This is a genomic window from Bacillus sp. FSL M8-0166 (assembly GCF_038008825.1).
Classification (GTDB): Bacteria; Bacillota; Bacilli; order Bacillales; family Bacillaceae; genus Bacillus; species Bacillus safensis.
Window position 1 is genome coordinate 2,611,921 of the sequence record NZ_JBBOZZ010000001.1, and the last position, 18,791, is coordinate 2,630,711.

The 18,791-nt window shown below is 42.4% G+C and carries 34 protein-coding genes and 1 pseudogene; all 35 read right to left on the minus strand.

Annotated features, from left to right (window positions below; genetic code table 11):
- Positions 1–8: 8 nt before the first annotated feature.
- Positions 9–806 carry an energy-coupling factor transporter transmembrane component T family protein gene (locus NSS92_RS13455; RefSeq protein ID WP_340868603.1) on the minus strand — a complete coding sequence of 266 codons (798 nt, stop codon included), beginning with the start codon at positions 804–806 and terminating at the stop codon, positions 9–11.
- A complete protein-coding gene (locus tag NSS92_RS13460) occupies positions 803–1,672 on the minus strand; it encodes an energy-coupling factor ABC transporter ATP-binding protein (protein WP_039175989.1) in 870 nt (289 codons plus the stop codon). Before NSS92_RS13460 ends, NSS92_RS13455 begins: the two co-directional genes overlap by 4 nt.
- On the minus strand, positions 1,648–2,490 hold the full coding sequence (locus NSS92_RS13465; protein WP_267588122.1) for an energy-coupling factor ABC transporter ATP-binding protein: 843 nt from the start codon (positions 2,488–2,490) through the stop codon (positions 1,648–1,650). Before NSS92_RS13465 ends, NSS92_RS13460 begins: the two co-directional genes overlap by 25 nt.
- A gap of 125 nt (positions 2,491–2,615) precedes the next feature.
- Positions 2,616–2,978 (minus strand): 50S ribosomal protein L17, encoded by a 363-nt coding sequence (gene rplQ, locus NSS92_RS13470; protein WP_003216944.1) that lies wholly within the window; start codon positions 2,976–2,978, stop codon positions 2,616–2,618.
- 75 nt (positions 2,979–3,053) lie between these two features.
- Complete coding sequence (locus NSS92_RS13475) at positions 3,054–3,998, minus strand: DNA-directed RNA polymerase subunit alpha (protein ID WP_003217009.1); 945 nt, start codon at positions 3,996–3,998, stop codon at positions 3,054–3,056.
- 175 nt (positions 3,999–4,173) lie between these two features.
- Positions 4,174–4,569, minus strand: a complete 396-nt coding sequence (rpsK, locus tag NSS92_RS13480; RefSeq protein ID WP_003217231.1) for a 30S ribosomal protein S11 — start codon at positions 4,567–4,569, stop codon at positions 4,174–4,176.
- Positions 4,570–4,589: 20 nt separating this feature from the next.
- Complete coding sequence (rpsM, locus tag NSS92_RS13485) at positions 4,590–4,955, minus strand: 30S ribosomal protein S13 (RefSeq protein WP_003217023.1); 366 nt, start codon at positions 4,953–4,955, stop codon at positions 4,590–4,592.
- A 21-nt stretch (positions 4,956–4,976) separates the two neighbouring features.
- Positions 4,977–5,090, minus strand: a complete 114-nt coding sequence (gene rpmJ, locus NSS92_RS13490; RefSeq protein WP_003156543.1) for a 50S ribosomal protein L36 — start codon at positions 5,088–5,090, stop codon at positions 4,977–4,979.
- 31 nt (positions 5,091–5,121) lie between these two features.
- Positions 5,122–5,340, minus strand: a complete 219-nt coding sequence (gene infA / locus NSS92_RS13495) for a translation initiation factor IF-1 (RefSeq protein WP_003217190.1) — start codon at positions 5,338–5,340, stop codon at positions 5,122–5,124.
- A pseudogene (locus NSS92_RS13500) lies at positions 5,318–5,624 on the minus strand (KOW domain-containing RNA-binding protein). Before NSS92_RS13500 ends, infA begins: the two are co-directional and overlap by 23 nt.
- 27 nt (positions 5,625–5,651) lie before the next feature.
- Positions 5,652–6,398 carry a type I methionyl aminopeptidase gene (map, locus tag NSS92_RS13505; RefSeq protein WP_003217210.1) on the minus strand — a complete coding sequence of 249 codons (747 nt, stop codon included), beginning with the start codon at positions 6,396–6,398 and terminating at the stop codon, positions 5,652–5,654.
- Positions 6,395–7,048 carry an adenylate kinase gene (locus NSS92_RS13510; RefSeq protein WP_024425604.1) on the minus strand — a complete coding sequence of 218 codons (654 nt, stop codon included), beginning with the start codon at positions 7,046–7,048 and terminating at the stop codon, positions 6,395–6,397. Before NSS92_RS13510 ends, map begins: the two co-directional genes overlap by 4 nt.
- Positions 7,049–7,103: 55 nt before the next feature.
- Positions 7,104–8,396 (minus strand): preprotein translocase subunit SecY, encoded by a 1,293-nt coding sequence (secY, locus tag NSS92_RS13515; RefSeq protein WP_267588123.1) that lies wholly within the window; start codon positions 8,394–8,396, stop codon positions 7,104–7,106.
- 1 nt (position 8,397) lies between these two features.
- Complete coding sequence (rplO, locus tag NSS92_RS13520) at positions 8,398–8,838, minus strand: 50S ribosomal protein L15 (protein WP_003216888.1); 441 nt, start codon at positions 8,836–8,838, stop codon at positions 8,398–8,400.
- A gap of 30 nt (positions 8,839–8,868) precedes the next feature.
- Positions 8,869–9,051 carry a 50S ribosomal protein L30 gene (rpmD, locus tag NSS92_RS13525; protein ID WP_003217067.1) on the minus strand — a complete coding sequence of 61 codons (183 nt, stop codon included), beginning with the start codon at positions 9,049–9,051 and terminating at the stop codon, positions 8,869–8,871.
- A 13-nt stretch (positions 9,052–9,064) separates the two neighbouring features.
- Positions 9,065–9,565: a 30S ribosomal protein S5 gene (gene rpsE, locus NSS92_RS13530; protein WP_007496332.1), complete on the minus strand. Its 501-nt coding sequence runs from the start codon at positions 9,563–9,565 to the stop codon at positions 9,065–9,067.
- A 24-nt stretch (positions 9,566–9,589) separates the two neighbouring features.
- Entirely contained in the window at positions 9,590–9,952 is a 363-nt protein-coding gene (rplR, locus tag NSS92_RS13535) for a 50S ribosomal protein L18 (RefSeq protein ID WP_008356544.1), read from the minus strand.
- Between the two features lie 32 nt (positions 9,953–9,984).
- Positions 9,985–10,521: a 50S ribosomal protein L6 gene (rplF, locus tag NSS92_RS13540; RefSeq protein WP_142946780.1), complete on the minus strand. Its 537-nt coding sequence runs from the start codon at positions 10,519–10,521 to the stop codon at positions 9,985–9,987.
- Between the two features lie 31 nt (positions 10,522–10,552).
- The gene (gene rpsH / locus NSS92_RS13545) at positions 10,553–10,951 is read right to left on the minus strand and encodes a 30S ribosomal protein S8 (RefSeq protein ID WP_007496327.1); all 399 of its coding nucleotides are present in this window, start codon (positions 10,949–10,951) and stop codon (positions 10,553–10,555) included.
- A gap of 31 nt (positions 10,952–10,982) precedes the next feature.
- Positions 10,983–11,168 (minus strand): 30S ribosomal protein S14, encoded by a 186-nt coding sequence (gene rpsN, locus NSS92_RS13550; protein ID WP_008356542.1) that lies wholly within the window; start codon positions 11,166–11,168, stop codon positions 10,983–10,985.
- A gap of 22 nt (positions 11,169–11,190) precedes the next feature.
- Positions 11,191–11,730, minus strand: a complete 540-nt coding sequence (gene rplE / locus NSS92_RS13555) for a 50S ribosomal protein L5 (protein WP_003217159.1) — start codon at positions 11,728–11,730, stop codon at positions 11,191–11,193.
- 25 nt (positions 11,731–11,755) lie between these two features.
- Positions 11,756–12,067, minus strand: a complete 312-nt coding sequence (gene rplX, locus NSS92_RS13560) for a 50S ribosomal protein L24 (protein ID WP_003217151.1) — start codon at positions 12,065–12,067, stop codon at positions 11,756–11,758.
- 35 nt (positions 12,068–12,102) lie between these two features.
- The gene (gene rplN, locus NSS92_RS13565; protein WP_003216882.1) at positions 12,103–12,471 is read right to left on the minus strand and encodes a 50S ribosomal protein L14; all 369 of its coding nucleotides are present in this window, start codon (positions 12,469–12,471) and stop codon (positions 12,103–12,105) included.
- A gap of 39 nt (positions 12,472–12,510) precedes the next feature.
- Positions 12,511–12,774 carry a 30S ribosomal protein S17 gene (gene rpsQ, locus NSS92_RS13570; RefSeq protein WP_012008705.1) on the minus strand — a complete coding sequence of 88 codons (264 nt, stop codon included), beginning with the start codon at positions 12,772–12,774 and terminating at the stop codon, positions 12,511–12,513.
- A 25-nt stretch (positions 12,775–12,799) separates the two neighbouring features.
- Positions 12,800–13,000, minus strand: coding sequence for a 50S ribosomal protein L29 (gene rpmC / locus NSS92_RS13575; protein WP_003217155.1), 201 nt, complete (start codon positions 12,998–13,000; stop codon positions 12,800–12,802).
- The gene (gene rplP, locus NSS92_RS13580; protein ID WP_003156478.1) at positions 12,990–13,424 is read right to left on the minus strand and encodes a 50S ribosomal protein L16; all 435 of its coding nucleotides are present in this window, start codon (positions 13,422–13,424) and stop codon (positions 12,990–12,992) included. The genes rpmC and rplP overlap by 11 nt, the downstream gene beginning before the upstream one ends.
- Before the next feature lies 1 nt (position 13,425).
- Positions 13,426–14,082 carry a 30S ribosomal protein S3 gene (gene rpsC, locus NSS92_RS13585; protein WP_003217241.1) on the minus strand — a complete coding sequence of 219 codons (657 nt, stop codon included), beginning with the start codon at positions 14,080–14,082 and terminating at the stop codon, positions 13,426–13,428.
- Positions 14,083–14,085: 3 nt separating this feature from the next.
- Positions 14,086–14,427: a 50S ribosomal protein L22 gene (gene rplV / locus NSS92_RS13590; RefSeq protein WP_007496316.1), complete on the minus strand. Its 342-nt coding sequence runs from the start codon at positions 14,425–14,427 to the stop codon at positions 14,086–14,088.
- A gap of 17 nt (positions 14,428–14,444) precedes the next feature.
- A complete protein-coding gene (rpsS, locus tag NSS92_RS13595; protein WP_003216920.1) occupies positions 14,445–14,723 on the minus strand; it encodes a 30S ribosomal protein S19 in 279 nt (92 codons plus the stop codon).
- Between the two features lie 57 nt (positions 14,724–14,780).
- On the minus strand, positions 14,781–15,614 hold the full coding sequence (rplB, locus tag NSS92_RS13600; RefSeq protein ID WP_024425599.1) for a 50S ribosomal protein L2: 834 nt from the start codon (positions 15,612–15,614) through the stop codon (positions 14,781–14,783).
- A 28-nt stretch (positions 15,615–15,642) separates the two neighbouring features.
- A complete protein-coding gene (rplW, locus tag NSS92_RS13605) occupies positions 15,643–15,930 on the minus strand; it encodes a 50S ribosomal protein L23 (protein ID WP_142946781.1) in 288 nt (95 codons plus the stop codon).
- Positions 15,930–16,553, minus strand: a complete 624-nt coding sequence (rplD, locus tag NSS92_RS13610) for a 50S ribosomal protein L4 (protein WP_007496312.1) — start codon at positions 16,551–16,553, stop codon at positions 15,930–15,932. The genes rplW and rplD overlap by 1 nt, the downstream gene beginning before the upstream one ends.
- Before the next feature lie 27 nt (positions 16,554–16,580).
- Positions 16,581–17,210, minus strand: a complete 630-nt coding sequence (rplC, locus tag NSS92_RS13615) for a 50S ribosomal protein L3 (protein WP_024425597.1) — start codon at positions 17,208–17,210, stop codon at positions 16,581–16,583.
- A 37-nt stretch (positions 17,211–17,247) separates the two neighbouring features.
- The gene (gene rpsJ, locus NSS92_RS13620; protein ID WP_003156464.1) at positions 17,248–17,556 is read right to left on the minus strand and encodes a 30S ribosomal protein S10; all 309 of its coding nucleotides are present in this window, start codon (positions 17,554–17,556) and stop codon (positions 17,248–17,250) included.
- Between the two features lie 218 nt (positions 17,557–17,774).
- Positions 17,775–18,734: an alpha/beta fold hydrolase gene (locus NSS92_RS13625; protein WP_340868615.1), complete on the minus strand. Its 960-nt coding sequence runs from the start codon at positions 18,732–18,734 to the stop codon at positions 17,775–17,777.
- Between the last annotated feature and the right edge of the window lie 57 nt (positions 18,735–18,791).

Here is an 18,791-nt window from a genome sequence, read left to right on the forward strand (position 1 = left end):
GGAATCACCTAATTTCTAAGCAGCACAAGGAGTGCTGTTAACAGGATGAATAGAAGCAGCGTGAACGTGTCCTTCATGCCCCAGACAAGCTGACGGTATTTCGTCCGTCCTTCTCCCCCGCGGTAGCCTCTCGCTTCCATCGCGGTCGCCAGTTCTTCTGCACGCTTAAACGCACTGACGAAAAGCGGAACAAGCAAAGGAACGACGGCTTTCATGCGATCCTTTAAAGGTCCACTTGTAAAATCAACGCCTCGTGCCATTTGTGCCTTCATGATTTTGTCCGTCTCTTCTAATAACGTCGGAATAAACCGAAGAGAGATGGACATCATGAGGGCAAGCTCATGAACAGGCAGTTTGATTTTACGGAATGGGTGCAGCAGCTTCTCCATCCCGTCTGTCACTTCTATAGGCGTTGTGGTTAACGTAAGAAGTGTCGTCATCATGATGAGATAGACAAAACGGAGTGAAATGAAGATCCCCTGCTTTAGACCTTCTTCATAAATATTCAGAAAACCAAAGTGGAATAGCAAGGCGCCATCCTTTGTCATGAAAATATGCAGAATAAAGGTAAACAGGACAATCCATAGGATCGGCTTCATCCCCTTGAGAATAAAGTATAGCGGCACATGAGAAACCATCACCACAAGGATGGTAAAGACACCTAAAAGCCCGTAAGTGATGTAATTATTAGCAAAAAAGACAATAAAGACAAAAAAGAAAATTGATAACAGCTTTGTCCTTGGATCAAGACGATGGACAAAGGATGAACCTGGCACATATTTGCCGATAATCATACTATCCATCATGATGTCGTGTCCTCCTGATAAAGAGCTGTTAAGGCTTCTGCCATTTCATCCATGGTCAGAAGCGGCCTTGGAAACGTAATACCAAGCTTTTCTTCTACAGTCTGCTGGAATTTAATCGTTTCTGGGAGGTCGAGACCAAACGAAGACATGTCTGTACGATTGGCAAACAACTCTCTCGGCGTACCTGTCGCCTTCACTGTCCCTTTATGCATCACAATCATTTGATCCGCATAATGAGCGGCATCTTCCATACTGTGTGTGACCAGAATCGTGGTGAGGTTTGCCTTTTGATGAAGGTCATAGAACATGTCCATGATTTCCTTCCGCCCGCGTGGATCCAGCCCAGCAGTCGGCTCATCAAGCACAAGCACCTCTGGCTCCATCGCCAAAACGCCTGCAATCGCCACACGTCTCATTTGACCGCCGCTTAGTTCAAAGGGAGATCGAGATAATAGGGACTCAGGAAGACCAACCAGTTTCAGCATCTCCTTCGCCTTCGCTTCTGCCTTCTCTTGAGGAACGCCGAAGTTCATCGGGCCAAAGCAGATATCCTTGAGGATGGTTTCCTCAAAGAGCTGATGCTCAGGAAACTGAAACACAATGCCTACCTTTTTCCGGAGGGGTTTCATATCCTTCTGCTTTTTATTGGCTTGTAAAACTGTCTCTCCAAGCGCAATGCTCCCCTTCGTTGGTTTGAGCAATCCATTTAAGTGCTGCAGCAATGTCGACTTGCCAGAGCCCGTATGACCAATGACAGCGACATAGCTGCCCTCTTTGATGGAAGCATTGACATCATACAAAGCGAGACGCTCAAACGGCGTTTTCATTTGATAACGATGCTCTAATTCTTTGATCGTAATGTCCATAGCTCTTTCACCAATCCTTCTTGTGTCAAATGGGCATTTGCAAGCGGCACACCTTGCTGCTTCAATTGCTTGCTCAATCGATAGGAGAATGGCAGATCAAGTCCAATCTGAACCAGCTGTTCATCTAGTTCAAATACTTCCTCTGGCGTTCCCTCGGCAAATTTCTTCCCGCCATTCATCACAATGACGCGGTCCGCCTTGGCAGCCTCGTCTAAATCATGTGTGATGGAAATGACTGTGACTGTTCCTTGTTCCTTCAGAAGTCTAACAGTCTCTAACACTTCTTCACGGCCAATCGGATCAAGCATTGATGTTGCTTCATCCAATATCATGATGTCAGGGCTTGCGGCAAGCACACCTGCAATGGCGACTCTCTGCTTCTGCCCGCCTGATAGATGGTGCGGCTCTTGATCAAGAAACTCCTGCATATTGACCTGTTTGACAGCCCAATCTACACGTTCTATCATCAATTCCCGCTCAACCCCGTTATTTTCTAAACCAAAAGCCACATCATCACGAACCGTTGAGCCCACAAATTGGTTATCTGGGTTTTGAAAGACCATTCCGACCTTTTTGCGTATATCCCACACACTTTCTTCTTTGAGCTCAATCTTTCCAACCTTGACCGTACCAGCATCCGGTAAAATGAGCCCATTCAGCACACGGGCAAGTGTGGATTTACCTGAACCGTTATGACCAACAATGGCGAGCCATTCATTTTGATTCACATGCAGTGACACTTGATCTAAAGCGGGCTTGTCCGCATCCTTGTGATAACGAAATACAATGTCTTTTACGTCAATTAATGTCTTCCCCATCTCTACCGGACCTCCTCTCAGCTCAACCTCTTCTTTGCTTATTCCTAAAAAAGCCGTAGTACCTAAAAAAGGGCATAGATCCAGTTATGAACTGTCCCGCCCTTTCTTAGATACACGATATGTGATTAAACTAATTCAATGACAGCCATTGGTGCGCCATCGCCGCGACGAGGTCCAAGCTTCATGATACGAGTGTATCCACCTTGGCGATCTTCGTAGCGAGTTGCAACGTCAGCGAATAATTTTTGAAGTGCATCTTGGTTTGTTTCAGCGTTAGCTACTTCATTACGAATGTAAGCTGCAGCTTGACGGCGAGCATGAAGATCTCCGCGTTTGCCAAGAGTGATCATTTTTTCAACTACAGAGCGAAGTTCTTTCGCACGTGTTTCAGTTGTTTCGATGCGTTCGTTGATGATCAAATCAGTCGTTAGGTCACGAAGCATTGCTTTACGTTGTGCACTAGTGCGTCCTAGCTTTCTGTATGCCATGTGATGTCCCCTCCTTAATTAGAGATGCTGTATGAATAAAAAACACACGAAAATCCTAGTTCACAATGAAACTAGTCAATCGTCTTTACGAAGACCCAGTCCAAGTTCTTCTAGTTTCGCTTTCACTTCTTCAAGAGATTTACGTCCAAGGTTACGAACTTTCATCATATCCTCTTCTGTCTTGTTAGCAAGCTCTTGAACAGTGTTAATACCCGCACGCTTCAAACAGTTGTAAGAACGAACAGAAAGATCAAGCTCTTCAATTGTCATTTCAAGCACTTTTTCTTTTTGGTCTTCTTCTTTCTCAACCATGATTTCAGCATGCTGAGCTTCGTCAGTTAACCCAACGAAAATATTCAGGTGTTCAGTTAAAATCTTAGAACCTAGAGCGATCGCTTCTTTCGGTCCTGTGCTTCCATCAGTCCATACATCTAGTGTTAGTTTATCATAGTTTGTGATTTGCCCAACACGGGTGTTCTCCACTTGATAAGTCACGCGAGATACAGGTGTATAGATTGAGTCGATCGGAATCACACCGATTGGCTGATCGTCTCTTTTGTTTGCATCAGCAGGATTATATCCGCGACCTCTTTGTGCAGTTAAACGAACACGGAAGCTCGCATTCTTGCCAAGAGTTGCGATGTGAAGATCTGGATTTAAGATTTCAATATCGCTGTCGTGTGTAATATCAGCAGCTGTTACAGTACCTTCATCTTGTACATCAATTTCAAGCGTCTTCTCTTCTTCAGAGTAGATTTTGAGTGCAAGCTTTTTAATGTTTAAGATAATCGTTGTAACATCTTCAACCACGCCTTCGATCGTTGAGAATTCGTGTAAGACACCATCTATCTGGATCGATGTTACAGCTGCACCAGGAAGTGAGGATAAAAGGATACGACGAAGGGAGTTCCCTAAAGTGGTACCATATCCACGCTCAAGTGGCTCTACGACAAACTTGCCATACTTGGCATCGTCGCTGATTTCAACCGTTTCGATTTTTGGTTTTTCAATTTCGATCATCTAATAAAACCCTCCTTCAAAACGTCGAAACCTCGAATAGAATCATATGAGATTCCATCCGAAATTCCTCATTGTTTAGTCCCGTATGTGCTCAGGCAACGAGTCGTGTATTCGTCTCATAAATAACTGTATCATAACCCATTATTGACAGGGACACAAAATCTATACAAACAAATTACACGCGGCGACGTTTTGGTGGACGGCATCCGTTATGAGGAACTGGAGTTACGTCTCTAATTGCAGTAACTTCAAGACCTGCAGCTTGAAGCGCACGAATTGCAGCTTCACGACCAGAACCAGGACCTTTAACAGTTACTTCAAGTGTTTTAAGACCATGTTCGATAGAACCTTTAGCAGCAGTTTCAGCAGCCATTTGTGCAGCGAAAGGAGTAGATTTACGAGAACCTCTGAATCCTAATGCACCAGCACTTGACCAAGAAATTGCGTTTCCATGAACATCAGTAATCGTTACAATCGTGTTGTTGAAAGTGGAACGGATATGAGCGATTCCAGCTTCAATATTCTTTTTCACGCGACGTTTACGCGTATTTTGTTTACGAGCAGCAGCCATTCTTTAACTACCTCCTTTACTTATTTTTTCTTGTTAGCTACAGTACGACGCGGACCTTTACGAGTACGCGCGTTGTTTTTTGTGTTTTGTCCACGAACAGGAAGTCCTCTACGATGACGGATTCCGCGGTAGCTTCCGATTTCAATTAGACGCTTAATGTTAAGTGAAACTTCACGACGAAGGTCACCTTCTACTTTAAGTTTGTCAATGATATCACGGATTTTACCAAGTTCGTCTTCAGTTAGATCGCGAACGCGAGTGTCTTCAGAAACACCTGCTTCTTTAAGGACTTGTTGCGCAGTCGTACGACCAATTCCAAAAACATATGTTAAAGAAATGACAACACGTTTATCACGTGGAATATCTACACCAGCAATACGAGCCATGATTTGGGCACCTCCTTGTTATTAGCCTTGTTTTTGTTTATGTTTTGGGTTTTCACAGATCACCATTACTTTTCCTTTTCTGCGAATCACTTTACATTTTTCACAGATAGGTTTAACAGATGGTCTCACTTTCATGTGTTTCCAACCTCCTTCTTCCGGAGTTGCTTTATTTGTAACGGTACGTAATTCTACCACGAGTTAAGTCATATGGAGATAATTCTACCGTAACTTTGTCTCCAGGTAAAATGCGAATGAAGTGCATACGGATTTTTCCTGATACATGAGCCAAAACTGTATGACCATTCTCTAGTTCAACTTTGAACATTGCATTTGGCAAAGTTTCTGCTACAGTACCTTCCACTTCAATTACATCGTCTTTCGCCATTCAAGTGTTCTCCCTTCTTCAAATCAGTAACTTGCTCTCTGACAAATGTCCAAATGAGAATCTCTCAATTGTCCATCTATCACCCGACCTGTTTTGAATATACTGTTCTGAACTTCCGGAGATACGCAATCATAAAAGGTTATATGATTGATATTTTTTCTTAGGAGAATGAAATTTACGCTTTTCTCCGTCTGCGATTAGTACATGGCAGCCAACGAACATGCCGATGACACCTGTATACTGATCTTGTTCTTTCTTTGGACTATACAGACAACCTGCCCGATTTGGGCCTGAAAGGCTTCAGTGAAGACCTAAATCTTAGTCAGTATATCAAAACCTGTATCTGTAATCGCAATCGTATGCTCAAAGTGAGCACACTTTTTCCCATCAACCGTTACAACCGTCCAGTTATCAGCCAATGTTTTCACATATCGGCTGCCTGCGTTCACCATCGGTTCGATGGCCAACACCATCCCAGGTTTTAGCCGCGGGCCTTTGTTGGGCGGACCATAATGAGGAATTTGAGGGTCCTCATGAAGATCCTGTCCGACCCCATGTCCAACATATTCTCTAACAACTGAAAAATTCTCATTTTCAACATACGTTTGTATGGCATGGGAAATGTTCGACAGACGTTCGCCTGGCTTTGCTTCCTGTAAGCCTTTATATAGAGATTCCTCTGTGACTTCCAGTAGTTTGCGGTCTTCATCACTGATTACCCCAACTGGATAAGTCCAAGCAGAGTCACCATGATAGCCATTTAACTTTGCGCCAATATCGATACTAATGATGTCACCATCACGTAAAACCCGTTTACCAGGAATACCGTGAACGAGTTCTTCATTCACCGAAACGCAAATGCTCCCGCGAAAACCATTATACCCTTTAAAAGATGGGATTGCACCCTGCTTTGTAATAAAACGTTCGGCAATTTGATCCAATTCTTTTGTCGAAATACCTGGTTTTATATGTTTCTTCAGCTCTTCATGAGTCAGTGCGACAATACGTCCAGCTTCTCTCATAATCTCAAGCTCGCGAGGAGTTTTACAGATAATCATTTATTTAATCCTCCAAGCAGGTCCTTGATATCTGCATACACATCGTTAATGTGCTTCGCACCATCAATGTTTGCAAGATATCCTTTTTCTGAATAGAAGTTCAGTAAAGGTTCAGTCTGCTTTAAGTTTACTTCAAGTCTAGTCGAAACGGTTTCTGCATTATCATCTGCACGTTGATAAAGCTCGCCTCCACACTTGTCGCAAACATTTTCTTTCGCAGGTGGATTGAATACTAAATGATATGTTGCTCCGCAATTTTTGCAAATTCTTCGGCCAGTCAGACGCTCCATCAAAGCATCTTTATCGACTTTAATATTAATGACATAATCAATCGTTCGGCCAAGGTCCTTTAGAATTTCTTCTAAAGCTTCAGCCTGAGCGACTGTTCGCGGAAATCCGTCCAGAAGAAAACCTTGTTCACAATCATTTTTGCCAAGTCTTTCTCTAACAATACCGATTGTGACCTCATCAGGAACAAGCTCTCCTTTATCGATAAAGGATTTTGCTTCGAGCCCAAGTTGTGTCTCCTCTTTCATAGCAGCGCGGAACATATCTCCTGTTGAGATATGAGGGATCCCATAATCATCAACAATTCGTTCTGCCTGAGTGCCTTTACCAGCACCCGGAAGCCCCATTAAGACTAAGTTCATTTCGGATTTCCCCTTCCTTACTTAGAGAGGTTGGGCAGCTGCCCAGCCCTCTGTTTTATTTCATAAATCCACGGTAGTTTCGTTTCACTAATTGGCTTTCAAGCTGTTTCATTGTTTCAAGTGCAACACCTACAACAATGAGAAGACTTGTGCCGCCAATTTGTGCAGCGGAAGGTAATCCAGCGAATTGAATGAAAAAGATAGGAAGTATTGAAATCACGGCTAAGAAAATGGCGCCCACAAACGTGAGTCGGTACAAAATGCTCGTAATTCTATCTTGAGTCATTTTCCCTGGACGAACTCCCGGGATATAGCCACCCTGCTTTTGCAGATTTTCAGCCATTTGTTCAGGATTGACTTGGACAAAGGCATAAAAATATGTGAAAGCAACAATCAGTGCTACATAAATCGTCATACCGATTGGCTTAGTATAGTCAAAGTTGTTGGTTATCCAAGTTGTCACATTATTGGTTCCGAAGAACGATGCAATCGTCTGCGGAGTAATAATGAAAGAAACGGCAAAGATGACTGGAATCACCCCTGCTGGATTCACTTTCAATGGAAGGTGCGTTGCTTGACTAGCAGACATTTGTGCACGGCCAGTTCCTTTTGAATATTGAATTGCAATCTTTCTCACTGCCATTTGAATGTAAATAACACCGACAACAATGACAAGAATGGCAATTACAATAAGGGCAATTTTAAGGATTTGCATGAACAGCTGTCCATCTCCACCTACAAATTGTTGAGCGTACACTTGTTTTAATGTTTGAGGGATACCAGCGATAATACCGGAAAAGATAATAATCGAAATCCCGTTACCAACACCGTGAGCAGTAATCTGCTCACCCAGCCACATTAAAAATGCTGTTCCCGCAGTGAGTACGACCGCAATTAAGAGATACGTTGAAACACCAGGGTTTTCAATCAGCATGCCTCCTGCCATATTGTTGAATCCATATGACATTCCTAACGCCTGGATAAATCCTAGAACAATTGTAAAATACCTTGTGAATTGTGCTAATTTTCGGCGGCCAACCTCTCCTTGCTTTGACCACTCAGTAAACTTCGGAACAACATCCATCTGCAAGAGCTGAATGATGATCGAAGCAGTGATATACGGCATAATCCCCATTGCAAGAATGGAGAATTGGAAAAGTGCCCCGCCCCCAAACGTGTTGAGGATTCCGAAAACACTCATTTGATCCTGTGCCTGGAGAACATCGGCGTTCACATTAGGCACAGGGATGAAAGCACCTATACGAAAGACGACTAACATTAAAAGTGTGAATATAATCTTATTCCGTATATCTTTCACGCGCATAAAATTGGAGATTGTCTTAAACAAGTTAGATCACCTCGGCTGTACCGCCAGCAGCTTCAATCGCTTCTTTCGCAGAAGCAGAGAATTTATTGGCTTTTACAGTTAATTTTTTTTCTAATTTACCGTTGCCAAGAATTTTTACTCCTGCTTTTAACTTGCTTATTGCACCAGTCTCTAGAAGAAGTTCAGGAGTTACTTCCGTTCCTTCGTCAAAACTGTTTAATCTGTCTAAGTTGATTACCGCGTAATCTTTACGGTTGATGTTTGTAAAACCACGTTTTGGAAGGCGTTGGAATAAAGGCATCTGACCACCTTCGAAACCAGGGCGTACACCGCCGCCAGAACGAGCGTTTTGACCTTTATGACCTTTACCAGAAGTTTTACCGTTACCTGATCCAATACCACGACCAACACGGTTGCGTACTTTACGTGAACCTTCTGAAGGCTTCAATTCATGAAGTTTCATTTGGGCACCTCCTTATCGATTAAAAATGTTTTATTGTTCTTTAACAGAAACTAAATGAGACACCTTGTTAATCATGCCGCGGATCGCTGCATTGTCTTCATGTACGACTGTTTGGTTTGTTTTCTTAAGACCAAGAGTACGAACAGTGACACGCTGATCTTCAGGGCGACCGATTACACTGCGTTTGAGGGTAATTTCTAATTTATTTGCCATTATTGTTCCCTCCTTATCCTAACAGGTCTTCTACAGATTTTCCACGAAGCTTCGCTACATCTTCAGCACGTTTAAGCTCACTTAAACCTTGAAGTGTTGCGCGGATCATGTTGATCGGTGTATTAGAACCTAGAGATTTAGAAAGGATATCAGCTAGACCAGCAAGCTCAAGTACCGCACGCACTGGGCCTCCAGCGATAACTCCTGTACCTTCTGAAGCAGGCTTCAATAGAACGTTTCCTGCACCGAATCGACCGATGATTTCATGTGGAATTGTAGTTCCAACCATTGGTACTTCAATTAAATTCTTTTTCGCATCTTCAACAGCTTTACGGATCGCTTCTGGTACTTCTTGTGCTTTACCAGTACCGAAACCTACATGACCGTTTTTGTCACCGACAACAACTAAAGCTGCAAAACGGAAACGACGTCCACCTTTAACAACTTTCGCTACGCGGTTAACCGTAACTAAGCGTTCTTCTAACTCTAATTTGCTTGGGTCAATACGACTCATTCGGATGTGTCCCTCCTTCTTTTATTAAAATTTCAGTCCAGCCTCACGAGCAGCTTCAGCTAGAGCTTTTACACGTCCATGATATAGGTATCCTCCGCGGTCAAATACCACGTTAGAGATTCCTTTTTCAACAGCACGTTTTGCAACAAGTTCGCCAACTTTAGTAGCAGCTGCAGTGTCAGAACTATTCTCGATCTTTAACTCTTTATCAAGAGTAGAAGCACTTACAAGTGTTACACCGTTAACATCATCAATTACTTGAGCGTAGATATTCTTGTTAGAACGGAAAACGTTAAGGCGAGGTCTTTCAGCAGTACCTGAAAGTTTCGCACGAACACGAGCATGTCTTTTAAGACGAGTAGCGTTTTTGCTAGTTTTCGTAATCATCCGAGTCACTCCTTTCTTCACTTTAAGCGATCTTACTTACCAGTTTTTCCTTCTTTACGGCGAACGAATTCACCTTCGTAACGAATTCCTTTACCTTTGTAAGGCTCTGGAGCACGGACAGCGCGGATGTTAGAAGCTAGAGCTCCTACACGCTCTTTATCGATACCTTTAATGACTACTTTCGTTTGAGATGGAACTTCGATTTCAACTCCAGCCTCAGGAACGATTTCAACTGGATGAGAGTATCCAACGTTAAGAACAAGTTTGTTTCCAGATTTAGCTGCACGGTAACCGACACCGATAAGTTCTAAACCTCTTTCGAAACCTTTAGATACACCTTCAACCATGTTTGCAATCAAGCTACGTGTTGTACCATGTAATGCACGGTGTTCTTTATTTTCAGACGGACGGCTTACAGTTAAGACGTTGTCCTCAATTTTAATTTCCATATCAGGGTGAAATGCACGAGTTAGTTCACCTTTTGGTCCCTTTACTGTCACTGTGTTATCGTTGTTTGTCACAGTAACTCCTGAAGGGATCTCGATTAGTTTTTTACCTATACGAGACATACCAAGCACCTCCATTCATCTTAAACTTTTTTTACCATACGTAAGCAAGTACTTCTCCACCAGCTTGTTTAGCACGGGCTTCTTTGTCCGATAAAACACCTTGTGATGTAGAAATAATTGCGATTCCAAGTCCGTTAAGTACACGTGGTACTTCATTTGATTTCGCATATACGCGTAAACCAGGTTTACTGATTCTTTTAAGACCAGTGATAACACGTTCGTTGTTTTGGCCGTATTTAAGGAACAAACGGATAATTCCTTGTTTGCTGTCTTCGACGTACTCAACGTCACGGATAAAACCTTCACGCTTTAAGATTTCAGCAATTTCTCTTTTGATTTTTGAAGCCGGTACTTCTAGCTTCTCATGACGTACCATGTTCGCATTGCGAATACGAGTCAGCAAATCTGCAATCGGATCTGTCATAACCATTATTTAATAACCTCCTTCCCATTTATGGGGATTACCAGCTGGCTTTTTTAACGCCAGGAATTTGTCCTTTATATGCAAGTTCGCGGAAACAAATACGGCAAAGTTTAAACTTACGAATAACTGAATGTGGACGACCACATCGTTCGCAGCGCGTATACTCTTGAACTTTAAACTTTTGTTTGCGTTGTTGTTTCGCAATCATAGACTTTTTAGCCACGATTTCGCCTCCCTTTCATTGATTATTTCTGGAACGGCATACCTACTTGAGTTAATAACTCACGTGCTTCTTCGTCCGTATTGGCAGTAGTAACGATAACGATATCCATACCGCGGACCTTTGTTACTTTATCGTAATCAATTTCTGGGAAGATTAACTGTTCTTTAATACCAAGCGTGTAGTTTCCACGACCGTCGAAAGATTTCTTAGAAATCCCGCGGAAGTCACGTACACGTGGTAAAGATACAGAAATAAGTTTATCAAGGAAATCGTACATGCGCTCTCCGCGAAGTGTTACTTTCGCACCGATTGGCATTCCTTCACGTAGACGGAATCCAGCAATAGACTTCTTCGCACGAGTAACGACAGGTTTTTGACCAGCGATAAACGTTAATTCTTCAACAGCAGTATCGATTGCTTTAGCGTTTTGAACGGCGTCACCAACACCCATGTTGATCACGATTTTTTCGATTTTTGGCACTTGCATTACTGATTTGTATTCAAACTTAGAAACTAATGCAGGTGTAATTTCTTTTACATACTTTTCTTTAAGGCGGTTCATGAGAAAGACCTCCCTTCCTTATTTACTATTTATCTAGAACTTGCCCAGATTTTTTCGCTACACGGACTTTCTTTCCGTCCTCAACTTTATACCCAACACGTGTCACTTCACCCGTTTTAGGATCAAGCGGCATAACGTTTGATACGTGGATCGGCGCTTCTTGTTCAGAAATTCCGCCTTGAGGGTTAGCTTGGGTTGGTTTAGAGTGTTTTTTCACAAGGTTAATACCTTCTACTAAAACACGGTCATTCTTAGGGAAAGCAGCAAGGATGACTCCTTGTTTACCTTTATCTTTACCAGAGATAACCACTACTTTATCGCCCTTTTTAACATGCATTTAATCGCACCTCCTTGAGTCGCGGATTGTATTCATTAAAGTACTTCTGGTGCTAGAGAAACAATTTTCATATAGTTGTTTTCACGAAGTTCACGTGCTACTGGTCCGAAGATACGAGTTCCACGTGGGCTCTTGTCGTCACGGATGATGACACAAGCATTTTCGTCGAAACTGATGTAAGATCCATCGTTTCTGCGAGCTCCGCTCTTAGTACGAACGATAACTGCTTTCACAACTTCACCTTTTTTGACAACGCCTCCAGGTGTTGCTTGTTTAACCGTACAAACAATGACATCACCGATGTTAGCCGTCTTACGTCCAGAGCCACCAAGAACTTTAATCGTTAGTACTTCGCGTGCGCCAGAGTTGTCAGCTACTTTTAAACGAGTCTCCTGTTGAATCATTAATGTTACCTCCTTTCGGAAAAAGAAATCCGAACTTTATTAGATAATAACAGCTTCTTCGACAACTTCAACTAGACGAAAGCGTTTAGTCGCAGATAAAGGACGAGTTTCCATGACCTTTACGATGTCTCCGATTTTTGCTTGGTTGTTTTCATCATGTGCTTTTAACTTTTTAGAGTATCTTACACGTTTTCCATAAAGTGAATGCTTTTTGTATGTTTCAACTACAACAGTGATGGTTTTATCCATTTTGTCAGAAACAACACGACCTTGATACACTTTACGTTGGTTACGTTCGCTCATGTTTGCGGGGCCTCCCCTCTAATTATTATTTATTAGCAGCGATTTCTCTTTGACGAATCACAGTTTTCATGCGTGCGATTGATTTACGCACTTCACGAATGCGAGCAGTATTTTCAAGCTGCCCAGTCGCTAATTGGAAACGAAGATTGAAAAGTTCTTCTTTAAGAGACTTTACTTTTTGTTCAATTTCAGCAGTGGTAAGGTCACGAATTTCATTAGCTTTCATTTGATTCACCACCAATTTCTTCACGTTTTACGAACTTCGTTTTAATTGGCAATTTGTGAGATGCAAGACGAAGAGCTTCACGAGCAACTTCTTCAGACACACCAGAAATTTCAAATAAAACTTTGCCCGGTTTTACTACAGCTACCCATCCTTCTGGAGCACCTTTACCGGAACCCATGCGGACCTCTAGAGGTTTAGCTGTGTATGGCTTAGAAGGGAAAATTTTAATCCAAACTTTACCGCCACGTTTCATGTAACGAGTCATAGCAATACGAGCAGCTTCGATTTGACGGTTCGTGATCCAAGAAGCTTCAAGAGCTTGGATACCGTACTCACCGAAATGTACTTCAGTACCGCCTTTTGCACGACCACGCATTTTTCCACGATGTTCTCTGCGATACTTCACGCGTTTTGGCAATAACATATTATTTTCCTCCTTCCGCAGTATTCTTCTTAGTTGGAAGGACTTCTCCACGATAGATCCATACTTTTACGCCAAGCTTACCATAAGTAGTGTCAGCTTCAGCAGTAGCATAGTCGATGTCAGCACGAAGTGTGTGCAATGGAACAGTACCTTCACTGTAATATTCAGAACGAGCAATATCTGCACCGCCAAGACGACCAGAAACCATTGTTTTGATTCCTTGTGCTCCAGCACGCATTGTGCGTTGGATTGTTTGTTTTTGTGCACGACGGAATGAAATACGATTTTCAAGTTGACGAGCGATGTTTTCAGCAACTAGCTGAGCATCAAGATCTGCTCTCTTGATTTCAAGAATGTTGATGTGTACACGTTTGCCAGTTAGGCTGTTAAGAGCTTTACGAAGTGCTTCAACTTCAGATCCGCCTTTACCAATTACCATACCTGGTTTAGCCGTGTGGATTGTGATATTTACGCGGTTTGCAGCACGTTCGATTTCTACTTTAGAAACAGACGCGTCAGACAAACGCTTGCTGATGAATTCACGGATTTTCAAGTCTTCATGTAAGAAGTCAGCGTAATCTTTTCCTGCGAACCATTTAGATTCCCAATCACGAATGACGCCAATACGAAGACCTACTGGATTTACCTTTTGACCCACGGATTATCCCTCCTTCTTTTCTGATACAACGATTGTAATGTGGCTAGTACGTTTGTTAATTGCGCTCGCACGACCCATAGCACGTGGACGGAATCTCTTAAGTGTTGGACCTTCGTCAACGAATGCTTGAGTAATCACTAGGCTGTTAGCGTCCAACTCGTAGTTGTGCTCAGCGTTTGCGATAGCAGATTTTAATACTTTTTCAATAATTGGTGAAGCAGCCTTAGGTGTAAGGTTTAAGATAGAAACTGCTTCTCCTACTTGCTTACCTCGGATCAGGTCCATTACTAGACGTGCTTTACGAGGAGCAATACGGACTGTTCTTGCGACAGCTTTAGCTTGCATTTAAAAGCCTCCTCTCATTAGCGTCTTGTTTTTTTATCGTCACTAGCATGACCTTTGTAAGTACGGCTTGGTGCGAATTCGCCCAATTTGTGACCTACCATATCTTCAGAAATGAAAACAGGTACATGTTTGCGTCCATCATAGACAGCGATTGTGTGACCGATGAATTGTGGGAAAATTGTAGAACGACGAGACCAAGTTTTTACGACTTGCTTTTTGTCAGTTTCATTCAATTTCTCGACTTTAGCCATCAAATGATCATCAACAAATGGTCCTTTTTTTAAGCTGCGAGCCATTGTGGAACCTCCCTTCGTGATTGAACTACGGTCCTAAATGAACCGTAGACAACCCCGTTACTTGTTTTTACGACGACGTACAATGAATTTATCAGACTTGTTGGTTTTCTTACGAGTCTTGAATCCAAGAGTCGGTTTACCCCATGGAGACATTGGTGATTTACGTCCGATTGGAGCGCGTCCTTCACCACCACCGTGTGGGTGATCGTTAGGGTTCATTACAGAACCACGAACTGTTGGGCGTACGCCTTTCCAGCGAGAACGTCCAGCTTTACCGATGTTAATTAATTCGTGTTGCTCGTTTCCAACTTGACCGATAGTCGCACGGCAAGCAGAAAGAATCATGCGAACTTCTCCTGAGTTCAAACGTACAAGAACGTATTTACCTTCTTTACCAAGAACTTGAGCAGAAGTACCAGCAGAACGAACTAATTGTCCACCTTTACCTGGTTTTAATTCAATGTTATGCACAACTGTACCAACTGGGATGTTGATAAGTGGAAGAGCATTACCTGGTTTGATGTCAGCTTCTGGTCCAGAAGTAACTTCAGTACCAACTTGGATTCCTTTCGGAGCAAGAATGTAACGTTTCTCACCATCTGCATAGTTTACAAGAGCGATGTTCGCTGAACGGTTTGGATCATACTCGATTGTAGCAACGCGTCCAGGTATACCGTCTTTATCACGCTTAAAGTCGATGATACGGTATTGACGTTTGTGACCGCCACCTTGATGACGAACAGTCAATCTACCTTGGTTGTTACGTCCGCCTTTTTTGTGTAGCGGTGCAAGCAACGATTTTTCTGGTTTGTCAGTCGTGATTTCAGCAAAATCTGAAGTAGTCATGCCACGACGACCATTACTGGTTGGTTTATACTTTTTAATCGCCATTTTGAATTTCCCTCCTTCTTTTTAAGATTTACGCTTCAAAAATTTCGATTTCTTTGCTGTCAGCAGTTAATTTCACGATCGCTTTTCTGCGACGGCTAGTCATACCAGTGTAGCGTCCAACGCGTTTAGATTTCCCTTTGTAGTTTTGAACGTTGACTTTCTCAACTTTCACTCCAAAGATAGTTTCAACAGCGTCTTTCACTTCTGTTTTGTTAGCTCTGACATCAACTTCGAACGTGTACTTCTTCTCTGTCATTAGATCAGCAGAACGTTCAGTAATGATAGGGCGCTTTAGAACATCACGAGGATCTTTCATTATGCAAGTCCCTCCTCTACTTTTTCAACCGCTGCTTTAGTGATCAGAAGTTTGTCGTGGTTGACAACGTCAAGAACGTTGATACCGTTAGCTTCAACAACTGTTACTCCAGGGATGTTACGAGCAGATAAAGCAACTGTTTCGTTTGCATCCGCAGTGACGATCAACGCTTTCTTCTCAACAGATAATCCTTTAAGGATGCCTGCGAATTCTTTCGTTTTCACTGCATCAAGAGTCAGATCTTCAAGAACGATGATGTTGTTGTCGATTACTTTAGAAGACAATACTGACTTGATAGCCAAGCGGCGAACTTTTTTAGGTAATTTATAAGAATAGCTGCGTGGTGTTGGACCGAATACGATACCGCCTCCGCGCCATTGTGGTGAACGGATAGAACCTTGACGAGCACGACCTGTACCCTTCTGTCTCCAAGGCTTACGACCTCCGCCACGTACTTCAGAACGAGTTTTTACTTTGTGAGTTCCTTGACGTAAGGAAGCTCTTTGCATAAGAATAGCATCGAATACTACGCTTTCGTTTGGTTCAATTCCAAACACAGAAGCGTTTAATTCGATTTCACCGTTAGTAGAACCGTTTTGGTTAAATAATGCTACTTTTGGCATGACTTGTTTCCTCCTTTCCTAAGAGAGTTATTTAGATTTAACTGCACTCTTTACAGTTACTAGAGATTTTTTAGCTCCTGGTACGTTTCCTTTGATCAATAGAAGATTGCGCTCTGCATCAACTTTAACGATCTCAAGGTTTTGGACAGTGATTTGCTCTCCGCCCATACGACCTGGAAGAAGTTTACCTTTGAATACACGGTTTGGATCAACAGGTCCCATTGAACCAGGACGACGGTGGTAACGTGAACCGTGAGTCATTGGTCCGCGTGATTGTCCGTGGCGTTTGATAGCCCCTTGGAATCCTTTACCTTTTGATGTTCCTGTTACATCTACGATATCTCCATTTGCGAAAATATCAACTTTGACTTCCTGACCAACTTCATACGCATCTAACTCCGCACCGCGTAATTCTTTTACGAAGCGCTTAGGAGCAGTTTCCGCTTTAGCAACGTGGCCTTTCTCTGGTTTGTTAGAAAGCTTTTCACGTTTGTCATCAAAACCGATTTGGATTGCTTCATAGCCATCCGTGTCAACAGTCTTCTTTTGAAGAACAACGTTAGCAGCAGCCTCAACAACAGTTACAGGGATAAGATCACCGTTTTCTGCGAATACTTGCGTCATACCAATTTTTCTACCTAAGATTCCTTTGGTCATTAGTCACACCTCCTATAATATGTGTTTTCTATTTGAATTAAAGTTTGATTTCGATATCTACACCAGATGGTAAATCTAAACGCATAAGTGCATCAACTGTTTGTGGAGTTGGATTCACGATGTCGATTAGACGTTTGTGAGTACGCATCTCGAATTGCTCACGAGAATCTTTGTACTTATGCACCGCACGAAGGATTGTGTAAACTGATTTTTCAGTTGGAAGCGGGATTGGACCAGATACACTAGCACCAGAACGCTTAGCCGTTTCAACAATCTTCTCAGCAGATTGATCAAGAATTCTATGATCATATGCTTTTAAACGAATACGAATTTTTTGTTTTGCCATTATTTTCCCTCCTTTTCGCCTACTTACGTTAGACAGTTCTCCGTGAGAAAAACCTGATCACCTTGCCATGGCAAAGCGGCCGGGTGTGTCAGCAACCTCTCACTTCATCGCAGTCAAAGACCAACATGCACTATTGTACCAAATTGGCCTGCGTGTTGCAATAATAAATCGGATAAATTTATGATTTGCACACTTTTCATATTATACAGGGATTCAGCCTATAAATCAAGCTTTCCCTGAAGATGATGTATAGCAGTCTTTCTTATGATGCGTATAAATTCATCTGGCTCTTCGATATGCGGGGAATGTGCAGATTCTTTAAAGGTAAACCATTCTTTGAGTGGAGCTTTTAATTGATCAACATATGGTTTTGATACAGCAGCTGGTGTAATCATGTCGTGGTCGCCAATGAGAAAGTAGCACGGTATTAATATAGTAGAAACTCGGTATTGAATACTCTCATTCATTAGCTGATCCCATAGCTTGTCTTGACTAAACTTCTGCCCTTTAATGAACTTCCATTTATCTTTCAGCTGATATTGCTTACTAAAAAGAAACCCTTTTAGCATTTGAAAAACCGGCTTCCATCTATGTGTGAGACCCACGCTTGCGAATTCTTTATATAGTGAAAACAAGGCATGAGCTGATATCCGTTTCCATGGAGGAGGAGTCAGTAATCGCAGACACCCAGTAAACAGCCGATTGCGATGGTATTTCTTCAAAAGGAGCTCGTACGATACGATATCTTCCTTTAACACATCTACTACCTGACTAATCCCATAATAAGCATGATATAGATCTGGACGCTTATGTACTGCTTGTATGGCAATTAATGATCCCCACGAGTATCCCGCAATATACAATTTTGAATGACCTAAATAAGATAGGATCTTCTCAGTCAGTTCAATCGTGTCTTCAATAAATTGCTGAATGGTCATCGATCCATCGGGAAGATTCTCTTGATAAGAAAGTCCTGCACCTCGCTGATCCCAATGCACAACTGTAAAGTCCTGATCAAGTTCCTCGTGAAAGGAATCAATATAACTGATTTGAGCCGAGCCGGGCCCGCCGTGTAAAAATAAAAGTACAGGCTTCGATTCACTCGCTTGGTCTTCTTTCATCATAATCCATTGGTCAACCCCGCCGATCAACCATTTTTTCAAATATGTCTTTGCCATTCCAGCGATCCTCTCGGTTCCATTTAGATTCTATAGCTTATAGTAGCCGTTCTGATC